Source organism: Streptomyces sp. NPDC097640, from assembly GCF_040302705.1.
In the GTDB taxonomy this organism is placed as follows: domain Bacteria; phylum Actinomycetota; class Actinomycetes; order Streptomycetales; family Streptomycetaceae; genus Streptomyces.
Genome location: NZ_JBEOSB010000001.1, coordinates 168,511 through 193,912 on the forward strand (window position 1 = coordinate 168,511; position 25,402 = coordinate 193,912).

Here is a 25,402-nt window from a genome sequence, read left to right on the forward strand (position 1 = left end):
GATGGCCGCGACCGTGGCCCTGCGGGCCGTCGCCCACTATCTGCCGGAACGGACGCTGAAGGTCCCGGACCTGCCGGAGCTCGACGAGCTGCCCGCCGCCGAGGCGGAGACCTGCCTCCAGCTCGGCATCGACGAGATCCGCGCCGACGACCTGTCGGCCACCGAGCTCGCGGCCGGTGCCGCCTCGCGTGCTCTGGCCGACGCGGGTCTCAGCCCGCACGAGCTCGACGCGCTGATCGTCATCGACGCGCGCTCGCCCGAGACCCTGATGAGCTCGGAGGCCACCCGGCTCCAGGCACTTCTCGGCGCCCGCCGCGCCCTGACCTTCTCCGTGGGCGGCCTGGGCTGCGCCTCGATCGGTCCGGCGCTGCTGGCCGCACGCGGCCTGCTGGCCGCCGACGACACGCTCGACAACGTCCTCATCGCCCATGGCAGCAAGCCCGCCACGCCGCGCCGCTACCGCCACCCGGTCACCGTGAGCGGCGACGGCGGCCAGGCCGTACTGGTGTCCCGGCGCGGACCGCTCCGGCTGCTCGACGTGGCCCAGCGCACCAACGGCGACTACTGGAACCTCTTCACGGTCGACTACCGCGACCGCCCCTCCGCCGACTGGCGCGAGGAGTGCGCCGACGTCCGCGGTTATTCCTTCAAGCTCGCCATCGAGACCCGCAACCACCTGCGCGAGCTGCACCGCGCGCTGCTCGACCGCAACGGCATGCGCCCCGCCGACATCGGCTGCCACCTCAGCCAGAACCTGTCGCTGGGCTCGTTCCGCTTCACCGAGGAGACGCTCGGCGTCGAGCTGGCCGGGGAGTGCGCGGGCAATCTGCGCCGCTACGGACACCTCGGGCCGGGCGATGTGCTGCTGAACCTGATGTCCGCCATCGAGTCGGGCGCGCTGGCCGAGGGGGAGCGCGCGGTGCTGCTCAACGTCAGCCCGGTGGCGGCCTGGAGCCTGCTGCTGGTCGAGCACGGAGACGGCGGCGGCACGTCGCACTACCTGTAGGACCGGCAGGGACACGGAACCGCAAGGAGGAGAACGGATGGGCACGGAGACTGGCCGGCCGGCGGCGGGCGAGGTGAGCGGCGAGCTGACGGCGTTTCTCACCGCCGGGGCCCGGCAGCCCATCGGACCCGACGACGACTACTTCGCCCTGGGCCTGGTCAACTCGCTCTTCGCGCTGGAGCTGGTCACGTTCGTGGAGCGGCGGTTCGGCCTGGAGGTCGGCGTCGAGGACCTGGACCTGGACCACTTCCGTACGGTCAGCCGACTCACCGACTTCGTGCTCCGCAAGACGGCGGCCTGATGCGCACGCTGCCGGACCTCGCGGCACTGCGGGACGAGGCCGCGGCCTGGGACCTGCACGGTGCGCTGCCCGAGTCGGCCGTGGGGGACCTGGCCGCCGCCGGGCTGCTCGGCCTCGATGTGCCCGAGCGCTACGGCGGCCGCGGGGCCACCCCGCTGGAGCTCGGCGAACTGTGCGCGCGGCTCGGCTCCGTATGCAGCGCGCTGCGCGGCCTGGTGACGGTGCAGGGCATGGTCGCGGCCGCGCTGGCCCGCTGGGGCAGCGCCGCGCAGCGCGCGGAGTGGCTGCCGCAACTTGCCACCGGGGACCAGCTCGCCGGATTCGCCGCCACGGAGCAGGGAGCGGGCAGCGATCTGACGGCCGTCGAGACGCGGATCGGCGCGGAGAACGATGCGCTGACGGTCACCGGGGTCAAGCGGTGGATCACCTTCGGCGAGCTCGCCACCGTCTATCTGGTCCTCGGCCGGCTGGACGGCCGTCCCGCCACGGTCCTCGTCGAGGCCGACCGGCCCGGGGTGACACGTGAGCCGGTGAGCGGCCAGCTGGGGATGCGGGCGGCCCGTATCGCGCACCTGCGGTTCGACGCGGTGCGGGTGCCGAGAGACCATCTGGTGGCGCCCCCGGGCTTCGGCCTGTCGCATGTGGCGGGGACGGCGCTGGACCACGGACGGTTCACCGTCGGCTGGGGGTGCCTCGGGATGGCCGAGGCGTGCCTGGCCGACGCCACCGCACACGCCGCGGCCAGGACCCAGGCCAAAGTGGCCCTGGCCGAGCACCAGCTGGTCCGCGGGTCACTGGCCCGCGCCGCCGTGGACACCGAGGCGGCGCGCGAGCTGTGCCGGGTCGCCGCACGGCTGCGGCAGGAGGGGGATCCCGACGCGATCTCCCGGACCGTGATGGCCAAGTACGCGGCGGCCCGGGCCGCCGCCTCGGTGAGCCGGCGCGCCGTGCAGGTGATGGGCTCGGCGGGGTGCGCGCCGGACAGCAGGGCCGGGCGGTTCTTCCGGGACGCACAGGTGATGCGGATCATCGAGGGTTCCGACGAGGTGTCCGAACTGCATATCGCCGAGCATCTGCTGCGCCGTGCGGCCGCGGAAGGGGGCCCTCGCGAGTGAGTACCGTCAAGTGTCTGGTGTGGGACCTGGACGACACCCTGTGGGACGGCGTCGTCCTGGAGGGCGACGACCCCGTGCCCGTATCCGCCGCCGTCGAGACTCTGACCGCGCTCGACAAGCGCGGCATCCTGCACGCCGTCGCCAGCCGGGGCGAGCACGAGGTCGCCGCCGCGCATCTGCGGCGGCACGGCCTGGACGACCTGTTCACCGTGGTGGAGGTGGGCTGGGGCGCCAAGAGCGCGGCCGTCCGCCGGATCGCCGAAACCCTGGGCATCGGTCTGGACACCCTCGCCTTCGTGGACAACGACCCCGTCGAGCGTGCCGAGGTCGCCGCGGCGCTGCCCATGGTCCGCTGCTACCCGGCCGAGCAGGCGGGGCGGCTTCCGGCTCTGGCGGAGTTCCAGCCGGAGTTCGTCACCGCCGAGTCCCGGCAGCGCCGGACGATGTACCGCGTCGAGGCCGAGCGGCGCTCCGCGGAGGAGGACCACACGGGGCCGGCGACGGACTTCCTCGCCTCCCTCGACCTGGTCCTGACCCTCCGCCCGGCCACCCCCGACGACCTGGCCAGGGCCCACGAACTGACGGTACGCACGCACCAGCTCAACACCACCGGCTGGACCGCCGATATGGCGGAGCTGCGCCGGCTCTGCGCCTCGGGCGACCACGAGGTGCTGGTCGCGAGCCTCACGGACCGGTTCGGCCCGTACGGCACCATCGGGCTGGCGATCAGCGAGATCGGTGCGACGGAGAGCGTGCTGAAGCTGCTGCTGATGTCCTGCCGGGTGACCTCGCGGGGCGTCGGCGCGGTGCTGCTCGACCACCTGGTGCGGCGCGCGCTGGCGGCGGGCCGCCGCCCGAGGGCCGAGTTCGTACCGACAAGCGTGAACCGGATCATGCTGGTCACCCTGCGGTTCGCCGGTTTCGACGTGGTGGACCGGTCCGGCGACCGGCTGCTGCTCGAACTGCGGAACGAGCCGTCAGCGCAGACAGGGCATGTGCGGGTCGTCACGCCCGGATTCTGAGCCTCAGCGGAGGAGGAGCCATGCAGCACGAGCAGCAGGAGAGACCGGCCGGGGTGGTCGGCGGCGGCATCATGGGATGCGGTATCGCACAGTGCCTCGCGGACGCGGGCCGCCGGGTCGTGGTGTACGAACCGGACGCGGGAGCGCGGGAGTCGGGGCCCGGACGGCTGCGCGACGGGGCCCGGCTCGCGGGACTGCTGCGGCGGGCCCGGCGCAAGCCGGACGAGATGGTGGCGGACGTCCGCTGGACGGACCGGTGGGCGGAGCTCGGCACGGCCTCGTTCGTGATCGAGGCGGGCCCGGAGCGGGTGCCGGTCAAGGAGGAGACGTTCCGGCTGCTGGAGGAGCACTGTGCGCCGGACGCGGTGTTCGCGTCCTGCACCTCGGCGATTCCGATCGGCCATCTCGCGGCCCGCACCCGGCGCCCGGACCGGGTGCTGGGCATGCACTTCATGAATCCCGCGCCGCTCAAGGAGGCGGTGGAGGTGATCCGTACGGACCGGACCTCCGAGGCGACGCTCTACGAGGCCACCCAGCTCCTCTCCGCGATGGGCAAAAAGGGCCTGGTGGTCTCGGACGGGCCGGGCTTTGTCTCCAACCGGGTGCTGATGCTGACCGTCAACGAGGCGGCCACGGTGCTCCAGCAGGGCACGGCCGATGCCGCGACCGTCGACGCCGTCTTCCGGGACTGCCTCGGTCACCCGATGGGCCCGTTGCAGACGGCGGATCTGATCGGCCTGGACACGATCGTCGACACCCTCGATGTGCTGCGCGAGTTCACGGGCGACGACCGCTTCGAGCCGTGCGCGCTGCTCACACGGCTGGTCCGGGAGGGGAAGCTGGGCCGCAAGAGCGGGGGGCGCGGACTGTACGAACGCTGATGTCCCGCGTTCGTGAAGTCCGCGCCCCGACGCCCTGGCCCAGGGCCGGATCCGAGGGAGGTCTCAGCCGTGTGCCTTGACCGGCTCGGCGTGAGCGGGCGTGGGCTTCGCCCCCCAGGCCTCCTCATCCCGCGGCAGCAGCGGTCCGGCCATGGCGGTGGTGACCAGTGCCATGATCACCATCATGGTGAACAGCGATGTGTCCAGGATGCCGAGACTGGCACCGACGTTGAGAATGATCAACTCGGTGAGGCCCCGGGTGTTCATCAGCAGCGCGATGGTCCTGGCCGGTCCCCATCCCATGCCGCACGCACGGGCCGCGAGCCCGGCGCCGAGCAGCTTGCCCGCGCAGGCCACCGCGATGATGGCGGCCAGTTCCAGGTAGTTGGCGGCGGAGAGCCCGCCGATGTCCACACCGAGCCCGGTGACGATGAAGAACGCCGGCATCAGCAGCGCGCTGACCATGTCCAGTGGCCTGCGCACATGCACCTGGAGCAGATCGGCCGGCTCCCGCGGCGTGACGAGTCCGAAGAGAAACGCGCCGAAGATCGCATGGATGCCGATCCACGTCGTGGCATAGGCGGACAGCAGCGCGCCACCGGCCAGCAACACCAGCAGGTGCGGCAGAGCGCGTCTCCTGGCGAGCCGGCGGACCAGCAACGCCAGCACGGGCCGGACCACGGTGAACATCAGCGCCACATACGCAAAGGAGAGCCCGGCGATCTGGAGCAGATCGCCACCGCCGCTCGCGGTCACCGTCGCCGACACGACCGCCAGGATGCACCAGGCGAGCACGTCATCGATCGCCGCGCCGGCGAGGGCCAGAGCCCCGACCGGCGTACGCATCATCTTGCTGTCCGTCAGGATGCGTGCGAGCACGGGGAAGGCGGTGATCGACATCGCGGCACCCAAGAACAGGGCGAGCGAGGTGCTGGACGACCCGCCGTCCGGCGCATGGCGCGAGTGGATCGCGAGGGCAAGGCAGACGCCGAGTCCGAAGGACAGCGCCACGGACGAGAGCGAGACCGCCACCGCGGCCGTCCGCCGATTGCGCAGCAGGCCCTTCTCGAACTCCCAGCCGATCATGAACATGAACAACAGCAGTCCGACCTGCGCGATCGCGTTGAGCATCGGCCGCGCCTCGGCCGGGAACACCTTGTCGGTGAGGTTGCCGGGCAGTTGCCCGAGCAGGCTCGGGCCCAGGGCGATGCCCGCGATGATCTCTCCGATCACCGCGGGCTGCCGCAGCCTTCGCGCCGCGGCGCCGAGAACGGTGCCGAGGACGAGGATGAACGCGACGCCCACCATCGCGGTCGCCAGCGTCAGTTCTGCGGGGGAAGCCGGGCTCTGCATCAGTCCTCCCGGCGCTCTCGGGCCGGCAGTGAGGCGGCCGCCGAGCCCGGCGGCCCGCCGCCGACGCGTGCCACGCCGTAGTGCCGAGTCTCGGACATGGGACATCCCTTCAGGTACGTGGCGACGGACCCGGAGAAGGTGCCCCACCTGCAAGGATGCGAGCTGTCAAAAAACACCTCGCCGAGGAGCGGGGGGCACCGGATCCGTACCGACACACGTGGGCAGACGCCGTCAGCGTCCCGGCTAGCTGGTCCTGCCGTGGAGCTTGCGCAGGTAGTCGTAGGTGGACGGGAGGCTCGCGGCCAGCTCCTCCTGCTTGGCCTTGATCCCCTCGAACACCGGCTGGGCGCGGTCCATCATGTCCGGCCGCGCCGCGAGGATCGGCGGCGTGTGCTTGGGCAGATGGTCGAGGCCGGCGAAGATGCAGTAGTAGTTGCTGTTGTTCCAGAAGTTGCGGAACTCGGCGTCGAAGTTGCCGTAGTACGTGGCCTCGTCGGTGATGGGCATGTTCACCGGGAGACCCGCCTGGTACATCTCCATCTTTTCCTTGATGTCGTCGGCCAGCTCGAGTTCCTTGCAGGCCCGCCAGAACGCCGTGTCGTTGCGCGGCGCGAAGCTGAAGTGGGCCTGGAGGAAGTCCCGGGTGTCGTCGAACATCGTCTCGATCTCGGCGTTGAACCGGCGCTGGAGGATCGGGTCGAACCGCTTGTCCGGGAAGTGCTTCGCCAGCTGGTACAGCGCCGCGTAGGTGAAGTAGATGCCAGTGGACTCGAGCGGCTCCAGGAAGCACGACGCCAGCCCGATGCTGACGCAGTTGCGCACCCAGGCGCGGCGGTTGCGGCCGACCCGGAACTTGATCTGGTTCAGCGGCTGGGTCTCCGGGTCCAGGCCCCACATCTTGCAGAACTCGAGGGTGGCGTCGTCGCGCGACTGGAAGCGACTGGAGAACACGTACCCGGTGCCGAACCGGCCCAGCATCGGGATCTTCCATGTCCAGCCCGACGACATGGCGATCGCGCCGGTGTACGGCTCGACACCCTCTGCCTCGTCGTCGTGCTGGACCGCGGTGGCCACCGCGCTGTCGTTGAGGAGGTGGTCGCTCATGTCCAGGAACGGCTCGCGCATCACGCCGTTGATCAGCAGCGCGCGGAAGCCCGAGCAGTCGATGAACAGATCGCCTTCGACGACCCGCCCGGTCTCGGTCTTCACACAGGTGATGAAGCCCCGCTCGTCCACCTCGGCGCTGGTCATCTTGTCCTGGATGTGGATCGCGCCCTGCTTCTGCACCGCGAACCGGCAGAGGAAGTCGGCGACCAGGTTCGCGTCGAAGTGCCACGCGTAGTTGGTCCACTTGGTGCCGTCCATGAACCGCGGCGACAGATTCTGGTCCATGACCGGAGGCTCGCGGTAGCACGCGTAGTCGAACGGTTCGTCGGTCTGGCCGGTCAGCTTCTTGTGCGTCCAGTGGTGCGAGATCGGCAGGTTGTCCGAGTTCGCGAGCAGGCCGAACAGGTGGTAGAAGTAGTCCTTCCCGCCATCCATGGCGCGCGGATTTGCCTCGCCGTCACCCGGAGTGCGCCAGTTGGTGAACTTGATGCCCATCTTGAAGCTGGCGTTGCACTCGCGCATCCACTCTTCCTCGGTGAACCCGAGGTAGTCGAAGAACGTCTTGTGCAGGTTCGGCACCGTCGCCTCGCCGACGCCGATGCGGCCCACCTGAGGCGACTCCAGCACCGTGATGGATACGTCAGGTCCGAGCGCTTTACCGAGGTACGAGGCGGACATCCACCCGGCCGTACCGCCACCGAGAATGACGACCCGCTTGATGCGATGATCCTCCACCACTGCTCACCCTTTCCGCGCCGTCATACGGCACCGGTTCGTTGTGGCTGTTCAGTCCCGGTCAATCCCGACATGGGGCCGCCCGCTCGCGCATGGTGTTCGCGCGTCCACCCGTGCTGAACAGCTACGGTTCGTTCGATCGCCAGAATTGCGAGAACGTCTTTTTCTGAGGCGTTTGCAGAATTTCTCACGCGTGTCCCTCGAGTGTCAACGAATCGAGGAGGATACCCCGTGCGAGAAGTTTGCAACTTTCTATATTTCCTCTTCAGCCCGCGCGATTTTCCTGGCTCCGACAGGAGAGGTCAGTGCTACGTCATCGCCCTGTCAGCGGGGGAAGCGACCATCGTCGGGGATTGCGAGTCAGGGAGTAGGGGTTCGGAGAAGATGTCGATGACGGAGTCGCGGTCGGCTTTCTCGATCACTTCTGGGGATCGGATCCAACGAGTTCTCCGGGAGTTGCGATGACGGTGATCACCCGGCCCGAGGAGTTCAACGTCGGGGACCTCTATGTGGCCATGGAGCCGATGTTCGGGCAGTCGCTCTACCTCAAGTGCGAGGGCTTCAACTTCGCGGGCTCGGTGAAGCTGAAGGCGGCCCTGGAGATGGTCGGAGCCGCCGAGCGGGCCGGCGTGCTGCGCCCCGGCACGACCATCGTGGAGAGCTCGTCGGGCAATCTGGGCGTCGCGCTGAGCATCGTCGCGGCGAGCTACGGCTACGGCTTCGTGTGTGTCACCGATTCGCGCTGCACGCTGAGCGCGCAGCGGCTGATGCGGGCGCACGGCGCGGAGGTGCGCGTGGTGACCGAGCCGCATGCGGAGCGCGGGTTGCTCGGTGCCCGGCTGGCGTACGTCGAGCAACTGTGCCGGGACAACGAGCAATACGTCTGGCTCGACCAGTACAGCAACCCGGCGAACTGGATCGCGCACGCGCGCACGACCGGCCCGGAGATCCTCAAGCAGTTCCCGGAGCTGGACGTGCTGTTCGTCGGTGCGGGCACCACCGGAACGCTGATGGGCTGCGCGCGCCACCTGCGCGAGGAGAAGCCGTCCGTGCGGATCGTGGCGATCGACGCGGAGGGGTCGATCACCTTCGGGTTCCCGCCCGCGCCGCGGTTCATCCCGGGCCTCGGCACCGCGGTGCGGCCCACCCTGCTGGACCGGTCATACGTCGATGAAGTGGTCCTCGTGGCCGAACCGGACACCGTGCGCACCTGCCGGACGATGCAGCGCAGCGGCTTTCTGTTCGGCGGCTCGACCGGGACCGTGGTCGCCGGCGCACTTCGCTGGCTGGCCGAGCACGCGCCGGCCGGCGACCTCACCGCCGTGGCCATCGCACCGGACCTCGGTGAGCGCTATCTGGACACCATCTACGACGACGAGTGGGTGGCGGAGCACTTCGGGGCCGGCGCGCCGGCCCCGACCGTGGCGGAGTCAGCCACCACCAGGAGGCAGCCGTGACCGCAGCGCAGTCGCACCCGACGGCGGATACCCGGACCGTGTTCCCGCTGATGGCGGGCCAGGCGGAGATCTGGTACGACGAGCAGTTCTCCGGCGGGACACCGGCCTACAACTCCGGCGTGTGCGTGGACATCCACGGCCCGGTGGACCCTGCGGTGCTGGAGGCCTCCGTACGGCAGCTGGTGCACGAGGCGGAGTGCACCCGGATTCAGTTCGTCGAGCGGGACGGGCTGCCCCAGCAGACCGTACGGCCACTGCCCGTCCTGCCGATGACCTGGCACGACCTGTCCGGAGAGCCGGACCCCGAGGCCGCCGCCCGGCGGTGGATGGACACCGACCTGGTGCGTCCGTTCGCGATCACCGACTTCCCGCTGATGCGGCTGGCCGCGCTGCGCCTGGGCCCCGAGCGGACCCAGCTGTACTTCTGCATCCACCATGCGATCAGCGACGGCTACAGCCATGTCGTGTACTGGCGCCGGTTCGCGGAGATCTACGCGACCCGTGCCGTCGGCGGCGACCCGGGCCAGGGTGCGCTGCCGCCGTTGCGGCTGCTGATCGAGGAGGAGGAGTCCTACCTCGGATCACGGTTCGAGGAGCGGGACCGCACGTTCTGGCGGGCCCGGTTTCCGCGGCCCACCGCGGCGACCACGCTGTCCACCCGGACGCCGGTGCACTCACTGCCCCGCGCGTTCCTGCGCCGTACCCGCGTGTTGGACGAGCGGGTGTCCGGCGCCGTACGCGGCGCCGCGCGCGGGGCCGGGGTGACCACCGGCGCGCTGATGATGGCCGCGACCGCCCTCTACACCAACCGGATGACGGGCGCCGAGGACGTGACGCTGACGGTCGCGGCGAGCGCCCGGACGAGTGCGACCGCCCTCAAGATCCCCGGGATGACGGCGAACTTCCTGCCGATGGAGGTGCACGTCGACCGCGCGGAGAGCCGTCCGGAACTGCTCCGCCGGACCTCGGCGGAGCTCGGCGGACTGCTGCGCCGCCAGCGCTACCGGGTCGGCGCGATCCGCCGCGACCTCGGCCTCAAGGCCGACGACCGCTGGCCGGTCGGCCCGTTCGTGAACATGCTGCCGCTGCTGACCGGGCTGGACCTGGGCCCGTGCACGGCGGCGGTGGAGAACCTCGCAACCGGCCTGGTCAGCGACCTGATGGTGACCACGGTCGACAACGCCGGCGAGAGCCTGCGGCTGAGCATCAACGGCAACCCCGACCTGTACCACCCGGACGAGGTGGCCGATCACCTGGACCGGTTCGCGGGGTTCCTCGGCCGGTTCGCCGGCTCCGCGGAGCAGGCCCCCGTGGGCGAGGTGCCGCTGCTCGACGCGATCGAGATCGGCCACTACGGCCGGATGTCCGCCGGCCCGGTCCGCGACGAGCCGTACCTGAGCGTCCCCGCGGCGATCCGCGCGGTCGCCGCGCGGCAGCCCGACGCGGTGGCGCTGGTCGACGGTCCGGGCGAGGCGCCACGGGAGGTGACCTACGGGCAACTGGTCGCGCGCGCGAACGCGTTGGCCCGGCGGCTGCCGGAGACCGGGCTGGTCGGGGTGGTCGCCGGGCCGGGCGCCGCGTTCGTCGTCGGGGTGCTCGGCACCTGGGGCGCGGGCGCGGCATATGTGCCGTTGGACGTGCGGGCCCCCGTCGCGCGCACCGCCGGCCTGGTGGCCGACAACGCGATCGGCTGCCTGCTGGTGGACGCCGAACACCTCAAGCTGGCCACCGAGATCGCCGCCGTGACCCATGCCGACATCGTGCTGCTGGACGACACCGAGGACACCGAGGAGACCGACCTCGCCGAGCTGCCCGACGACCCGGACGAGCTGGCGTATGTCATCTTCACCTCCGGCTCCACGGGCACACCGAAGGGCGCGATGGTGCACCACGGCGGCATGGTGAACCACCTGCGCGCCAAGATCGAGGACCTGGGCATGACGCCGGCCGACACGGTCCTCGAGAACGCGCCGCTCACCTTCGACATCTCCGTCTGGCAACTGCTGGCGGGCCTGCTGGTCGGCGGCCGGGTGCGCATCGTGTCGCGCGTCGTCGCCGCCGACCCGAACCTGTTGTTCCCGCTGGTCGTGGACGAGGGCGTCACCGTGGTCGAGGTGGTGCCCTCGCTGCTGCGCGCCGCGCTGGACTCGTGGGACGCCCTGGACGGCGGCCCGCGGCTGAGCACCGTGCGCCGGCTTCTGGTGACGGGCGAGGCGATGCCCGCCGACCTGTGCCGCCGCTGGTTCCGCCGCGAATCGAAGATCCCCGTGCTCAACGCCTACGGACCCACCGAGTGCTCGGACGACGTCACGCACGCGGTGCTCACCGCCGAGGACGGCACCAGCGGCATGGCGCGGCGCCGGGTGCCGATCGGCCGCGCGGTCCGCAACACCTCGCTGTATGTGCTGGGCGACGATCTGCGTACGGTGCCCCGGGGCGCCATCGGCGAGTTGTACGTCGGCGGTTCCGGCGTCGGCCGCGGCTATCTCGGTGATCCGGCGAAGACCGCGACGGCGTTTCTGCCCGATCCGTTCGCGGGCGCCGGTTCGCGGATGTACCGCACCGGCGACCGGGTGGTCTGGCGGTCGGACGGGCAGCTGGAGTTCGTGGAGCGCCGCGACCACCAGGTGAAGCTGCGCGGAAACCGGATCGAACTGGCCGAGGTCGAGGCCGCGATGCAGGCGCTGCCGCAGGTGCGGGACGCCGCCGCGGCCGTGTTCGGTGAGCTCGGCAGGCAGCGGCTGGTCGGCTATGTGGTGCCCACGGGCGCCGCGGAGGCCGATCCGGCCCTGCTGCGCGAGCGGCTCGGCGCGGTGCTGCCCGAGTACATGGTGCCGTCCGTGCTGGTGACCCTGGACGCGCTGCCGCTGACCGGGCACGGCAAGGTGGACCGCGGGGCGCTGCCCGAGCCGGAGGCGGACGAGGTGACGCGGGCGGGTGTGGCCCGGGACCCGGAGACACCGGAGGAGCAGCTGCTCTGCCGGCTGTTCGCCGACGCGCTCGGCCTGCCCGCGATCGGCCCGGACGACAACTTCTTCGCCCTGGGCGGGGACAGCATCATCTCGATCCAGGTGTCCAGCCGGATCGGCCGGGAGGGCCTGCTGGTCACCCCGCAGCAGATCTTCCAGCTGAAGACCCCGGCCGCGATCGCGGCCGCCGCCGTGCCGGCGGGGCAGTCGGCGGTGCCGCGCGCGGAGGACGGCGTCGGCGAGGTCGAGCCGCCGCCGGTCACCGCGCAACTACGCGCGGACCTGGCGCTGTTGGCCGCCGACGGCCTGCCCGCGGCGGTCCGCCGCTACGGCCAGTACGTGGTGGTCGAGGTCCCGTCCGAGGTGGACATCGACCGGCTCGGCTTCGCGCTCCAGGCCGTGCTCGACCACCACGACGCGCTCCGGATGCAGGTGAGCGTCCCGGTCGCCGGGCAGTGGGTGCTGGAGACCCTGCCGCCGGGGGCGGTGAAGGCGAGCGACGTGCTCACCGAGGCCGCCGTCGCGCCGATACCGGAACTCGCGGCGGACGCACAGGCCCGCATGGACCCGGAGCGCGGGATCGTCACGCAGGTGGTGCTGGTCCGCGGCGCGGACGGCGCCCCGGACCGGCTGCTGTGGCTGGTGAACCACCTGTGCGTGGACGGCGTGTCGTGGCGGGTGCTGGTGCCGGACCTGCGCGAGGCGTGGGAGTCCGCGGTGGCGGACCGGGACATCGCGCTCGCCGCCGTCGGCACCTCGTACCGCCAGTGGTGCCGCGCGCTCGGCCGGAGCGCCCGGTCCAGCGCCCGGCTCGCGGAGTTCCCGGTCTGGCTCGAGCAGGTGCGCGACCCGGGGCCGCCGATGGCCGGCCGGCCGCTCGACCCGCTGCGCGACACTTACGCCACCGGGCACTCGCTGCGCCTGGTCCTGCCGCCCGAGGTGACCAGGCCTCTGCTCGGTGTGACCCCGGCCGCACTGGGGGTCGAGGTCAACGATGTGCTGCTGACCGCGCTGGGCATCGCCGTCGCCGACTGGCGGCGCCGCAGGGGCGAGCCCGCCGGGCAGGTCCTGGTGGAGCTGGAGGGGCACGGCCGCGAGCCGATCGCCGGCGAGGACCTGGCCCGCACGGTGGGCTGGTTCACGAGCATCTTCCCGGTGCGGCTGGATGTGTCGGCGGACGGTGCGGCGCCGGACTGGGACGACCTCTGGGCGGGCGGTGAAGCGCTGGGACGGCTCGCGGCGCGCACGTACTCCGCGCCCGACCGCGGCCTGGGCTACGGACTGCTGCGCTACCTCAACGCTCAGACGGAGTCCGCGCTGGGGCGGTTCGCGCCGCCCGAGCTCGGCCTGAACTACCTGGGCCGGTTCACCGCGGGTACCGGAACGGGCGCCTGGCGGCTGGACGGCGGCGACGCGGTGATCGCCACCGCCACGAGCGCGGACATGCCGCTGCGGCACGTCCTGGCCGTCACACCCGTCACCGAGGACCGGCCGACCGGGCCGCACTTGGTGGCGGACTGGCTCTGGGCGGGCGAGCTGTTCGGCGACGCGGAAGCCGGAGACATCGCGCACACCTGGTTCCGGGCGTTGCGCGCCCTCGTCGTCCACTGCGGACTCAACGGTAGGGAGAGATCGTGACACAGCCGGAGACAGCCGCGGCGGGCGGACAGTACGACCTGCACGATGTCGAGCTGACCCCCTCGGTGCAGCGGCTGCGGGACCGGGCCGGTGCGCTGCCGGGTCCGGCCGCGCAACTGGGCGAGTACCTGGTCCTGGACGCCCCGGAGGGCACCGACCTGGCCGCGCTGACCGCGGCCGTGCAGGCGCTGCTCGACCGGCACGAGGCGCTGCGGTTGTGCCTGACCGAGCCGTTCGAGGGCCTCCTGACGCTGGGCGTACTGCCGGCGGCCGCGGTGCGCGCGGAGCGGCTCGTGACCGAGGCCGCCGCGGCCGTCGACCCGGCAGAGCCGGCAGAGCTGGCCGAGCTGGCCGCCGCCGCGCGGACCCGGCTGGCGGTGGGCGAGGGCGTCGCGCTCCAGGTGGTGCTCACCGGGAAGCGCATCCTGATGCTGGCGCACGAGCTGGTGGCGGACACCGCGTCGTGGCGGGTGCTCGCCGACGACCTGCTCGCCGGGTGCCGCGACGCCGTCGCCGGCCGTGTGCCGGTGGCCGGCGACGTGCCGGTGCCCTACCGGGCGTGGGCGACCGAGCTGGCCGGGCAGGCGCGCGCCGCACGCCGGGTGCGTGAACTGCCGTCGTGGACGGAACAGCTCGACTCCGACGCCCAGTTGGTGCCGGACGCCGTGCTGGACCCGGCCAGGCACACCGTGGCCGCGGTGCGTCACCTCCGGCAGGAGGTGTCCGCCGGGACCAGCACGGCGCTGCTGTCCACGCTGCCGTCGGCGTTCCACGCCACCACCGAGGACGCGCTGCTGGCCGCGTTGGCGCTGGCCGGCTCCGCGCACCGCGGAGAGGCCGAGACGGGCCGCACCGCCCTGCTGGTCGAGTTGGACGGATACGAGAGGGAGCGGCTCGTCGAGGGACTGGACCTCGGCCGTACGGTCGGCCGCTGCACCAGCGGGTTCCCGGTCCGGGCGGACGCGGCCGTCACGTATGTGGAGGATCTCGCCCCGGGCGATGCGGACCTCGACGACGCGGTCAAGCGGGTCAAGGAGCAGCTGCGGGCGCTGCCGGACGGCGGCTCCGGCTACGGTCTGCTGCGCCACCTCAACCCGCAGACCGGCGACGTGCTCGCCCGGCGCGGAACCCCGCAGGTGCGGCTGCGGTTCGCCGGCGAGCTGCCGGGCCCGGTGGCCGCCGAGGCGGACCCGGCCACCCCGGCCGGCCATGTGGTGACCGTGACCGTGGCGGTTCGCGACGGCAGGCTGATCGCCGACTGGGCGTATCTGCCCGATCTGCTCCCCGGCGGCGAGGAACTGGCCGGGGAGTGGTTGCGGCTGCTGGACCTGCTGGCCGAGCACACCGCCACGCCGGGCGCGGGCGGCCGTACGCCCTCCGACCTGACGGTCTCGACGCTGACGCAGCGCGAGATCGACGGGCTCGAGGCCGACCTCGGCCCGCTCGAGGACGTGCTGTCCCTGTCGCCGCTCCAGAAGGGCATGCTGTTCCACGCGGGCCTGCACAAGAACGAGCTGGACGTCTACCACGTCCAGGTGCTCGCGGACCTGACCGGCCCGCTCGTTCCCGATCGGCTGCGCGCCGCCGCCGCGAGCCTGTTGGACCGGCACGTCAACCTGCGCTGCTGCTTCCGCTACAGCGCGACCGGCGAGCAGCTCCAGGTCATCCCCGAGTCGGTCGAGCTGCCGTGGTCGGAAGTGGACATGACCGGCGCCTCCGAGGCGGAGCTCGCCGATTTCGCGGCCGCCGACCGGGACCGCGGCGTCGACCTGGCGGCGCCGCCGCTCATGCGGTTCACGCTGATCCGCGTCGGCCCGGACAGCCACCGTCTGCTGTGGACGTTCCACCACATCGTGGCGGACGGCTGGTCCACCCCGATCGTGATGCGCGAACTGCTGTCCGCCTACCGAGGGGGCGCGGCGTCGTTCACCGAACCCAGGCCGTACCAGGACTACCTGAGATGGCTGGACGGCCGGGACGACGAGACCGCCGAGCAGGCGTGGCGGGGCGCGATGGCGAACGTCTCCGAGGGGACGCTGATCTCACCGCACGGCGACGAGGTCCCGCCGGTGCGGCCCGAGCATCTCTTCTTCGACCTGCCGACGGACCTGACCTCGGCGGTCACCGAGTTCGCCCGCCGCCGTGAGCTCACGCTCGGCACCGTGATGCACTGCTGCTGGGCGATCCTGGTCGGCCAGCTCACCGGCAGCCGGGACGTGGTGTTCGGCAGCGTGCAGTCCGGCCGCCCGGCCGACCTGGCCGGGGTGGACGACATGGTCGGCATGTTCGTGAACACCCTGCCGGTGCCGGTGCGACTCGACCCGTACCGGTCGTTCGCCGAGGTGGCGGCCGACCTCCAGGACCAGCAGCTGGGCCTGACCGAACACCAGCACCTCGGTCTCGGCGACATCCAGCGGCTGACCGGGATCCGCCGGCTGCTGGACACGTCGGTGACCATCCAGAACTACCCGATGGACATCGCGGAGCTGAGCGCGATCGTGCCGGGGCTCGCGGTGGACGACATCCGCGCCGAGCTGTCCGGCGAGTACTCGATGGCGCTGCTGGTGCATCCGGGCAGACAGATCAGGCTACAGCTGGCGTACCGTCCGGACCTGTTCGGACCGGCCGACGCCGAACGGGTCGCGCGGCGGCTGATCGGGCTGCTGGGCACCGTGGTGGACAGCGCGGACCGCCCGCTGGGCGCGCTCGACGCGCTCACCGCCGGCGAGCGCGGCGACATCATCGGCCCGTGGGCCGGTTCGATCGCCGAGCGTCGCGTGTGCGACGTGCCGACGCTGTTCGCCGAGCGGGTCGCCGCCGCGCCGGACGCACCGGCGCTGAGCTGGACCGGCGCCACGATGAGCTACGCCGAACTGGACGCGCGGGCCAACCGGATGGCGCGCGAGCTGGTCGCGTGCGGCGCGGGCCCGGACACGCTCGTCGCGCTGGTGCTGCCGCGCACCCCCGAACTGCTGGTATCGGTCCTGGCGACGCAGAAGGCCGGTGCCGCCTATGTCCCGGTCGACCCGCAGTATCCGGCCGACCGGATCGCGTTCATGCTCGGCGACTCCCGGCCCGCCGTGATCGTGTCCACGGTCGACATCAGCCAGGCGTTGCCGTCGTCCGAGGCCGAGATGATCCTGGTCGACGACCCGGACAGCGCGGCGCGGGTGGCCGCCCGCCCCGCGGGCGACCTGACCGACGCCGAGCGCACCCGGCCGCTTCTGCCCACCGACGCCGCGTATGTGATCTACACATCCGGCTCGACCGGGCAGCCCAAGGGCGTCGTGGTGGACCACCTCGGGTTCACCAAGATGGTCTTCGACCTGATCGCGAAGTTCGACGTCGTGCCGGACACCCGGATGCTCCAGTTCGCGCCGTCCAGTTTCGACGCGTCGATCTGGGAGTGGTCGATGGCGCTGCTCGGCGGCGGCACGCTGGTGCTGACCGACGAGCTGAGCAGGCTGCCCGGTCCGGCCCTGGTCGACCTGATCGCCGAGCAGCGGGTCAACCTGCTGGCGTTCCCTCCCGCCGTCGCCGCGGCGCTGCCCGACGGCAGCACCCTGCCCTCCGACCTGACCATGGTGGTCGCGGGCGAGGCGTGCCAGAAGGAGGTCGTGACCCGCTGGTCGGACAGCGTCCGGATGTTCAACGGCTACGGCCCGACCGAGACCGTGCTCGCCTCCACCGCCGCGGGCCCGCTGCACGGGCCCGAGCGCCCGGCGATCGGCCGGCCGCTGGCGGCGCACCGGGTGTACCTCCTGGACTCCGCGCTGCGCCCGGTACCGGCCGGGGTGACCGGGGAGATCTACGTCAGCGGCGGCCTGGCCCGCGGCTATCTGAACCGCCAGGGCTTCACCGCGACCCGGTTCGTGGCGTCCCCGTTCGACCCCGCCGGCGAGCGGATGTACCGCACCGGCGACCTGGCCCGCTGGGACGACCGCGGTGTGCTGCACTACGTGGGCCGCGTGGACGACCAGGTGAAGCTGCGCGGCTACCGGATCGAACTGGGCGAGGTCGAGGCCGCGTTGCGCGGCGCGCCCGCGGTCGGCGACGCGTCCGTGGTGCTCGGCGAGGACGGCGGCGGCAAACGGCTGGTCGGCTACGTCGTGCCGGTGCCAGGCGGCGAGCTGCCGGATGTGGACCTGGTGCGCGAGCACGTGTCCGGGTCGCTTCCCGACTACATGGTGCCCGCCGCGCTGGTCGCGCTGGAGACCCTGCCGCTGACCCCGAACGGCAAAGTGGACCGCGCGGCGCTGCCCGAGCCGGGCGCCGTGGCACGGCCCGCCGGCCGCGCTCCGAGGACCCCGCTGGAGGAGAGCCTCGCGTTTGTCTTCGCCCAGGTGCTGGGCCTGGACTCGATCGGCATCGACGACGACTTCTTCGCCCTGGGCGGGCACTCGCTGCTCGCCACGAAGGTGATCGCCCGGCTGCGGGCGATGCTGAACCTGGAGGTGCCGATCCGGGCGCTGTTCGAGGCCCCGACGGTCGCGGGCCTCGCGCTGCGGATCGGCGGCGCGGCGGCGGCGCGCCCGCCGCTGCGGCCGGCGCCCCGCGAAGGCGGTCGGACCGGGCTGTCCTTCGCGCAGCAACGCCTGTGGTTCCTGGACCGGCTCCAGGAGGACGAGGGCGCCGGCATGTACAACGTGCCGATCGCGGTGCGGCTGTCCGCGGCCGCGGACGAGCCCGCGCTGCGCGCCGCGCTCGCCGATGTGACCACGCGCCACGAGGTGCTGCGCACCGTGTACGCCGACGAGGGCGGTGCCCCCGTGCAGCGGGTCCTCGATCCGCGGCCGGAGGTGCCGGTCACCGTCGTGCGCATCGGGGCCGATCACCTGGACGACGCGCTCGCGACCCAGGCGGACACCAGGATCGACCTGACCCGGACACCGCTGCGCTGCGTGCTGTACGAAGTGGACAACGGCGAGCACGTGCTGCTCCTGGTGATCCATCACATCGCCTTCGACGGCGGGTCGATCACCCCGCTGGTGCGCGATCTGTGCGCCGCGTACTCGGCGCGGATCGCCGGGCACGCCCCCGACTGGGCGCCGCTCTCCGTGCAGTACCGGGACTACGGCGTGTGGCAGAGCGACTTCCTCGGAGACACCGACGATCCGGAGAGCGTGTCCGCGCGGCAGCTCGACTACTGGCGCAAGGCGCTGGAGGGCGTCCCGGAGGCGCTGGACGTCGCGACCGACTATCTGCGCCCCGCGGTGTCCGGGTACGAGGGCGAGGAACTGCCGTTCGAGGTCCCGGAGCAACTGCACCGCGACCTGACCCGCCTCGCGGCCGATCTGGACGCCAGCCTGTTCATGGTGGTCCAGGCCGCGTTCGCGACGCTGCTCGCGCGGCTCGGCGCGGGCACCGACATCCCGGTCGGCACCCCGGTCGCCGGCCGTGACGACGAGGCGCTGGAGGACCTGATCGGGTTCTTCGTCAACACCCTGGTGCTGCGGACCGACACCAGTGGCGACCCGACGTTCGCCGAGCTGATCGACCGGGTGCGGGAGGCGGACCTGGCCGCGTACGCCCACCAGGATCTGCCGTTCGAGCACCTGGTCGAGGCGCTCAACCCGAACCGGTCACTGACCCGGCAGCCGCTGTTCCAGTACATGCTGACGATGACCAGCCGGGTCGACACGACCGCGGAGGCGGCCGAGTTGTTCGGATCGGTCGAGCCGGTTCCGTTGCGCCGTGCCAAGTTCGACCTGTCGCTGCTGCTCGACGAGTGCTTCCGCGAAGGCGAGCCGAGCTCGATGGTCGGCGTCCTGGAGTACCGCACCGAGCTTTACGCCCGATCCACCGCGCAGCGCACCATCGACCGGTTCCTGGCGCTGCTGACCGCGGTGGTCACGGACCCGCACGCCCGGCTGAGCGAACTGGGCGCGCTGCCGGCGGCGGAGCAGGCGCACCTTGAGGCGCTGGGCACCGGCCCGGTCACCGCGGAGCGCTACGAGGGCCTGGTGGCCCGCGTACGGGCGCACGCCGCGGCCCGGCCCGACGACATCGCGGTGGTCGACCCGGACGGTGCCACCACGTACGCCGGCCTGGTCGGCCGGGCCAGCGCCCTGTCCCGGCGGCTGACCGGCAGCGAGCGGGTGGCCGTGCTGTCCGACCGCGGTGCCGGCCACATCGCCGCCGTGCTGGGCGTGCTGGGCGCGGGTCGGGCGTATGTGCCGCTGGATGTCACGGCGAGCCCGAGCCGGCTCGTCGACACCCTGCTGGACAGCGGGGCGACCCGGCTGGTGGTCGATGAGTCCCACAGCGCCCTCGGCACCGAACTGCTCGCCGTGCTGGCGGAGCAGCACGAGGTGCGGGCCGAGCTGGTGCCGCTGGGGGACGGGGTGGACGAGGCCGCCGATCTCGCGCCGGACGTGGACGCCCCGGAGGCGCTCGCCTACGTGATCTTCACGTCCGGGTCGACCGGCCGGCCGAAGGCGGTCGCGGTCCACCGCGCGGGCATGGTCAACCACCTGCTCGCCAAGGTCGAGGGACTGCGGCTGACCCCGGAGGACCGGCTCATCCACAACGCGCCGGTCACCGTCGACATCTCGGTGTGGCAGATGCTGACGCCGCTGCTGGTCGGCGGCGTGGTGCGGGTGGTGGACCACGACGTGGCCCGCGAGCCGCGCGTGCTGTTCGAGACCGTGCGGACCGACGACGTCACCGTGCTCGAGGTGGTCCCGTCCCTGCTGTCGGCCGCGCTCGCCGGGTGGGAGACCGACGGCTCCGAGGTGGACCTCGGCACACTGCGCTGGCTGGCGATCACCGGCGAGGCGGTGCCGCCGGACCTGTGCAACCGCTGGCTGGCCAGGTTCCCACAGGTCCCGATGCTGAACTGCTACGGCCCGACCGAGTGCTCCGACGACGTCACCCACGCCGAGATCCGCACACCGCTGGCGGCGGCCCGGCGGGTGCCGATCGGCAGACCGCTGCGCAACACGACGTTGCACGTGCTCGGCCCCGACCTGCGCCCGGTACCCAGCGGCGTGCCCGGCGAGCTGTTCGTGAGCGGCGCCGGTGTCGGCGTCGGCTACCTGGGCCTGGCCACGCGCACCGCGACCGCGTTCGTGGCCGATCCGGCCGCGGCGGACGGCAGCCGGATGTACCGCACCGGCGACCTGGTCCGCTGGGGCGCGGACGGCGACCTGGAATACCTGGGCAGGCTCGACGACCAGGTCAAGGTCCGGGGGTTCCGGATCGAGCTGAGCGAGGTCGAGACCGCGCTGCGCGCGCTGCCCTACGTCAGGGAGGCCGCGGCGCGCGTGGACGGGAAGGACGGAAACACGTGGCTGTCCGGCTACGTCGTGCCCGCCCCGGGCGCGCAGGTGCCGGCCACCGCCGTCATCAAGGCCGATCTCGCGGCGGCCCTGCCCGACTACATGGTGCCGTCGGCGGTGCTGCTGCTCGACGAGCTGCCGCTGACGCCCAACGGCAAGGTGGACCGCCCCGCGCTGACGGCGATCGAGCCGAACGTGTCCGAGGAGAGCCGCGAGCCGCGGACCCCGGCGGAGCAGCTGGTGTGCACCGTGTTCGCGGAGGTACTCGGCAGGACCGGTGTCGGCCTCGACGAGGACTTCTTCGAGCTGGGCGGGCACTCGCTGCTGGCGATCTTCGCGCTGGGCCGGGTGCGCGCCGCGACAGGCGTCGACCTGCCGGTTCGCGCGCTGTTCGAGGCGCCCACCCCGGCCGCGCTGGCAGCGCTGCTGCCCGAGGCCGAACAGGCGAGCCGGCCGCCGTTGCGGCCCGCCGCCGCGCTCGCCGACGGCGAGCTGTGGCCGCTGTCGTTCGCACAGCGCAGGCTGTGGTTCCTCAACCACATGGCCGAAGGCGGAACCGGCACCTACAACGTGCCCATCGCGGTGCGCTATTCGGGCGTGCCCGACCCGGAGGCGTTCGAGGCGGCGCTCGGCGACGTCGTGGCACGCCACCAGGTCCTGCACACGGTCTTCCCCCAGGACGCCGACGGGGTGCCGCACCAGGTGCCGAGGCCGGAGTTCCGGCCGCGGCTGCGGGTCGTGGACATGGCGGCAGCGGACCTCGCGGCCGAGCTGGCACATGAGGTGGACCGCGGCTTCGAGCTGGAGACCGAGTGCCCGGTGCGGGCCCACCTGTACCGGCTGGACGACGGCGAGTCGGTGTCGCTCATCGTGTTCCACCACATCGCGGTGGACGGTGTGTCGACCGGACCGCTGCTGCGGCAGTTCGCCGAGGCGTACACCGCGCGGCTGGCGGACCGGGCGCCGGACTGGGCGCCGGAGGCCCTCCAGTACACGGATTTCGCGGTGTGGCAGCGAGATCTGCTCGGCTCCGAGCGGGATCCGGACGGCCCGCTGTCCACGCAACTGGACGAATGGCGCGAGGTGCTCGCCGATCTGCCGGACGAACTGGAGCTGCCACGCGACTTCGCGCGGCCCGCGGTCAGTGGCCACACGGGCGACATGGTCCGCTTCGATCTCGACGCCGACCTGCATCACGCGCTCGCCAAGCTGGCCCAGGAGCACAACAGCACGCTGTTCATGGTCATGCAGGCCGCCGTCGCGGCCCTGCTCACCAAGCTGGGCGCCGGCACGGACATCCCGCTGGGCAGTACGGTCGCCGGCCGCGACGACGAGGGCCTGCACGACATGATCGGGTTCTTTGTGAACACGCTCGTGCTGCGCACCGACACCAGCGGCGACCCGAGCTTCGTGGATCTGCTGGACCGGGTCCGGGAGACCGACCTGGCCGCGTACGCCCGGCAGGACGTGCCGTTCGAGTACCTCGTGGAGGCGCTCAACCCGGCCCGGTCGATGGCCAGACACCCGCTGTTCCAGGTGCTGGTGCAGTTCACCCCGGACGACGGCGCGTCGGTGCTGGGGCTGCCGGGCTTCGACTGCCGCGAGGAGCCGCTCCACACCACGCGGCCCAAGGTGGACCTGGCCTTCGACCTGTTCGAACGGCGGACGGACGGCGCGCCGGACGGCGTCTCCGGCGTCCTGGTGTACAGCTCGGACCTTTTCACCCGGGCCTCGGCGCAGCGGTTGGGTGAGCGGCTGACCAGGCTGCTGCGCGCCGTCGCCGAACGGCCGGACGAGCGGCTGGGCGCGCTGACGGTGCTGGAGCCGGGGGAGCGGGAGCGCATCCTGGTGCGGCGCAACGACACCGCGGCCGCCGTGCCCACCGCGCTGCTGCCCGGCCTGTTCGCCGAGTCGGCGCTCCGCAACCCGGACCGGGTCGCACTGCGCTGCGGCGCACACGCGCTCACCTACCGGGAACTGGACGGGCGGGTCGGCCGGTTGGCCGCCGCGCTCCTCGCGCGGGGCGCCGGTCTCGAGACGGTGGTCGGCATCGCGCTGCCACGCGTGACGGACCTGGTGGTCGCCGCGCTCGCGGTGGTTCGCGCCGGGGCGGCGTATCTGCCCCTGGACCCGGACCACCCGGTCGACCGCATCCGCTACATGCTGGAGGACGCACGGCCGCTGCTGGTGATCACCGACGCGGCGACCTCGGCCGAGCTGCCGGACACGGATGTGCCGCGGCTACTGGTCGAGGAACTGGACGAACTGGATGAAACAGGCGGGCTGGACGAGCCGGCCGAGGCGGACGGGACGGCCCCCGCGGAGCCCGCCGGGCTGCTGCCGGACCACGCGGCGTACCTGATCTACACATCCGGCTCGACCGGCCGCCCGAAAGGCGTCGCCGTGCCGCACGGTGCGCTGCGCAATCTGCTGGCCGACATGCGCGGCAGACTGGCGGTCGCGGCGGGGGAGCGCTTCCTCGCGACCACCACGTTCGGCTTCGACATGGCCAACCTGGAGCTGTTCGTCCCCCTGCTGACGGGCAGCGAGGTCGTCCTCGCGGACCGGGCGGCGGTGCGCGACGCGCAGGCGCTGGCGGCATTGATCACGGCCGAGCGGATCGAGGTCATGCAGGCGACCCCGAGCCTGTGGCAGGCGCTGTTGGACGCGGACGCCGAGGCGCTGCGCGGACTGCGGGTGATCACCGGCGGGGAGGCGATCAGCGAGCCGCTGGCGGCCGGCCTGGCCGCGGCGACCCGCTCGGTGCTCAACGTCTACGGCCCGACCGAGACCACGATCTGGTCCACATCCTCCGAGCTGGACCCCGAGCGGGCCGGGGCGCCCGCGATCGGCCTGCCGATCGCGAACACCCGGGTCTACCTGCTGGATTCCGCGCTGCGACCGGTGCCGGACCGCGTGCTGGGCGAGCTGTACATCGCCGGTGACGGGCTCGCCCGCGGCTACCACGGCCGCCCCGGTCTGACCGCGGACCGGTTCGTCGCCGACCCGTTCGGCCCGCCCGGCTCCCGGATGTACCGCACCGGCGACCTGGTCCGCTGGGGCCACGACGGTCGGCTCGAGTACGTCGGCCGCAGCGACCACCAGGTCAAGATCCGCGGCTTCCGGATCGAGCTCGGCGAGGTCGAGGCCGCGCTGCGCGCGCTTCCGGGCGTCCGGGACGCCCTGGTGACCGTCGACGGCGAACGGTCACGGCTGCTCGGCTATGTCGTGTCCGAGCCGGGCGCCGAGCCGGAGCCGGCGCAGCTGCGCGCGCAGCTCGCCGCGTGGCTGCCGGAGTATCTGCGGCCGTCCGCCCTGGCCGTACTGGACGCCTGGCCGCTGACTCCCAACGGCAAGGTCGACCGGTCGGCGCTGCCGGCGCCGGAGGCGGCGGTCACCGACCAGCGCGCACCCGAGACGGTGCTCGAGGAGCTGCTCTGCGGCGTGTTCGCGGATGTGCTCGGCCTGCCCGAAGCGGGCGTACTGGACGACTTCTTCGAGCTCGGCGGGCACTCGCTGCTCGCCCCCGGGCTGATCAACCGCGCCGTGCGGGCCGGGCTCCGGCTGGATATCTCGGACCTGTTCACCCATCGCACGGCCGCCCGGCTGGCCGCGATCGCGAGCGAGCGGCAGCCGGCCGAGCGGGTGGCGGCCTGGCGCGGCGAGGCGATGGGCCGCGTGTTCGACGACGCCGAGGGGGTCGAGGAACTCGACCCGGTCGCCCCGGTGCTTCCGATCCGTCCGGAGGGCGACCGCGCCCCGCTGTTCTTCGTGCACAGCGGCGTCGGCTTCGCGCTGCCGTACATCGGCCTGGCCCTGCGGCTGGAGCCGGGCCACCCGGTCTACGGGCTCCAGTCGCCGGCGCTGTCCGGCGCGGCGGAGCTGCCGGAGAGCGTGGGCGAACTGGCCGACGAGTACCTCGCCCGCATCCGGGAGATCCAGCCCGAGGGCCCGTACCACCTGTTCGGCTGGTCGTTCGGCGGCCTGGTGGTGCAGGAACTCGCGGCCCGGCTGCGGAAGGCGGGAGCGCAGGTCGCCCTCGTGGTGAATCTGGACGGCTACCCGGAGCACGACCAACCGGCGGAGCAGCGGTCCGAGTCCGAGATGCTGGTGAACGTCATGGAGGTGATCGGGCACGACCGAGCCCAGTTCGACGGGCGCGAACTCACCCCGGACGACGTGCTGGACGTGCTGCGTCACGGCGAGCATCCGCTGCTCGCGCTCGGCGAGGACCGGGTGCGCCGGATCATGGCGCTGTCCCACCGGCACGGGGCGCTGATACGGGAGTTCGTGCCGCAGCACTACGACGGCGAGATGCACCTGGTGGCCGCCACCGCCGACCGCGACGACGCGGAGGCGGCGGAGCTGGTCGACCGCTGGCGGCCGTACGTCGGACACGTCACCAGGCACGCCGTGGACGTCGGGCACGAGTACCTCATGCACCCGGCCCCGCAGGCATGGCTCGCCGCCGTGATCAACCGTCTGCTGAAGGATGTTTCGGCCTGATGTGCGTGCAGGAGCTCGATATGAAAGGTAGT

At 72.3% G+C, this 25,402-nt stretch carries 10 protein-coding genes; 8 read left to right on the top strand and 2 right to left on the bottom strand.

Going from position 1 to position 25,402, the window contains the following annotated elements; genetic code table 11:
- Nucleotide 1 precedes the first annotated feature (1 nt).
- The 5 genes from ABTY62_RS00405 to ABTY62_RS00425 are packed head-to-tail and all read left to right on the top strand — an operon-like array spanning nt 2 to nt 4,325.
- A complete protein-coding gene (locus tag ABTY62_RS00405; RefSeq protein ID WP_352127078.1) occupies nt 2–1,006 on the top strand; it encodes a 3-oxoacyl-[acyl-carrier-protein] synthase III C-terminal domain-containing protein in 1,005 nt (334 codons plus the stop codon).
- Between the two features lie 37 nt (nt 1,007–1,043).
- The gene (locus ABTY62_RS00410; RefSeq protein ID WP_352127079.1) at nt 1,044–1,307 is read left to right on the top strand and encodes an acyl carrier protein; all 264 of its coding nucleotides are present in this window, start codon (nt 1,044–1,046) and stop codon (nt 1,305–1,307) included.
- Nucleotides 1,307–2,422 carry an acyl-CoA dehydrogenase family protein gene (locus ABTY62_RS00415; RefSeq protein WP_352127081.1) on the top strand — a complete coding sequence of 372 codons (1,116 nt, stop codon included), beginning with the start codon at nt 1,307–1,309 and terminating at the stop codon, nt 2,420–2,422. Before ABTY62_RS00410 ends, ABTY62_RS00415 begins: the two co-directional genes overlap by 1 nt.
- Nucleotides 2,419–3,444: an HAD-IIIC family phosphatase gene (locus tag ABTY62_RS00420; protein ID WP_352127082.1), complete on the top strand. Its 1,026-nt coding sequence runs from the start codon at nt 2,419–2,421 to the stop codon at nt 3,442–3,444. Before ABTY62_RS00415 ends, ABTY62_RS00420 begins: the two co-directional genes overlap by 4 nt.
- 20 nt (nt 3,445–3,464) lie before the next feature.
- The gene (locus ABTY62_RS00425) at nt 3,465–4,325 is read left to right on the top strand and encodes a 3-hydroxyacyl-CoA dehydrogenase family protein (protein WP_352127083.1); all 861 of its coding nucleotides are present in this window, start codon (nt 3,465–3,467) and stop codon (nt 4,323–4,325) included.
- 63 nt (nt 4,326–4,388) lie between these two features.
- Here ABTY62_RS00425 and ABTY62_RS00430 read toward each other — a convergent pair whose 3' ends face one another.
- Together ABTY62_RS00430 and ABTY62_RS00435 are read right to left on the bottom strand one after the other, a co-directional pair.
- On the bottom strand, nt 4,389–5,678 hold the full coding sequence (locus tag ABTY62_RS00430; RefSeq protein WP_352127084.1) for a cation:proton antiporter: 1,290 nt from the start codon (nt 5,676–5,678) through the stop codon (nt 4,389–4,391).
- A gap of 243 nt (nt 5,679–5,921) precedes the next feature.
- Complete coding sequence (locus tag ABTY62_RS00435; RefSeq protein WP_502997384.1) at nt 5,922–7,463, bottom strand: tryptophan halogenase family protein; 1,542 nt, start codon at nt 7,461–7,463, stop codon at nt 5,922–5,924.
- A gap of 518 nt (nt 7,464–7,981) precedes the next feature.
- Here ABTY62_RS00435 and sbnA point away from each other — a divergent pair.
- From sbnA to ABTY62_RS00450, 3 genes are read left to right on the top strand one after another with little or no spacing between them, the layout of a single operon-like run.
- Nucleotides 7,982–8,977 carry a 2,3-diaminopropionate biosynthesis protein SbnA gene (gene sbnA, locus ABTY62_RS00440; protein WP_352127086.1) on the top strand — a complete coding sequence of 332 codons (996 nt, stop codon included), beginning with the start codon at nt 7,982–7,984 and terminating at the stop codon, nt 8,975–8,977.
- Complete coding sequence (locus tag ABTY62_RS00445) at nt 8,974–13,584, top strand: non-ribosomal peptide synthetase (RefSeq protein WP_352127087.1); 4,611 nt, start codon at nt 8,974–8,976, stop codon at nt 13,582–13,584. Before sbnA ends, ABTY62_RS00445 begins: the two co-directional genes overlap by 4 nt.
- Nucleotides 13,581–25,370 carry a non-ribosomal peptide synthetase gene (locus ABTY62_RS00450; RefSeq protein WP_352127088.1) on the top strand — a complete coding sequence of 3,930 codons (11,790 nt, stop codon included), beginning with the start codon at nt 13,581–13,583 and terminating at the stop codon, nt 25,368–25,370. Before ABTY62_RS00445 ends, ABTY62_RS00450 begins: the two co-directional genes overlap by 4 nt.
- Nucleotides 25,371–25,402 lie beyond the last annotated feature (32 nt).

Bases quoted from the DNA above. Each gene is read 5' to 3' on its own strand.
- sbnA (WP_352127086.1), top strand. From the start codon at position 7,982: ATGACGGTGATCACCCGGCCCGAGGAGTTCAACGTCGGGGACCTCTAT.
- ABTY62_RS00425 (WP_352127083.1), top strand. From the start codon at position 3,465: ATGCAGCACGAGCAGCAGGAGAGACCGGCCGGGGTGGTCGGCGGCGGC.
- ABTY62_RS00405 (WP_352127078.1), top strand. From the start codon at position 2: ATGGCCGCGACCGTGGCCCTGCGGGCCGTCGCCCACTATCTGCCGGAA.
- ABTY62_RS00435 (WP_502997384.1), bottom strand. From the start codon at position 7,463: ATGTCCGCCTCGTACCTCGGTAAAGCGCTCGGACCTGACGTATCCATC.
- ABTY62_RS00415 (WP_352127081.1), top strand. From the start codon at position 1,307: ATGCGCACGCTGCCGGACCTCGCGGCACTGCGGGACGAGGCCGCGGCC.
- ABTY62_RS00410 (WP_352127079.1), top strand. From the start codon at position 1,044: ATGGGCACGGAGACTGGCCGGCCGGCGGCGGGCGAGGTGAGCGGCGAG.
- ABTY62_RS00430 (WP_352127084.1), bottom strand. From the start codon at position 5,678: ATGCAGAGCCCGGCTTCCCCCGCAGAACTGACGCTGGCGACCGCGATG.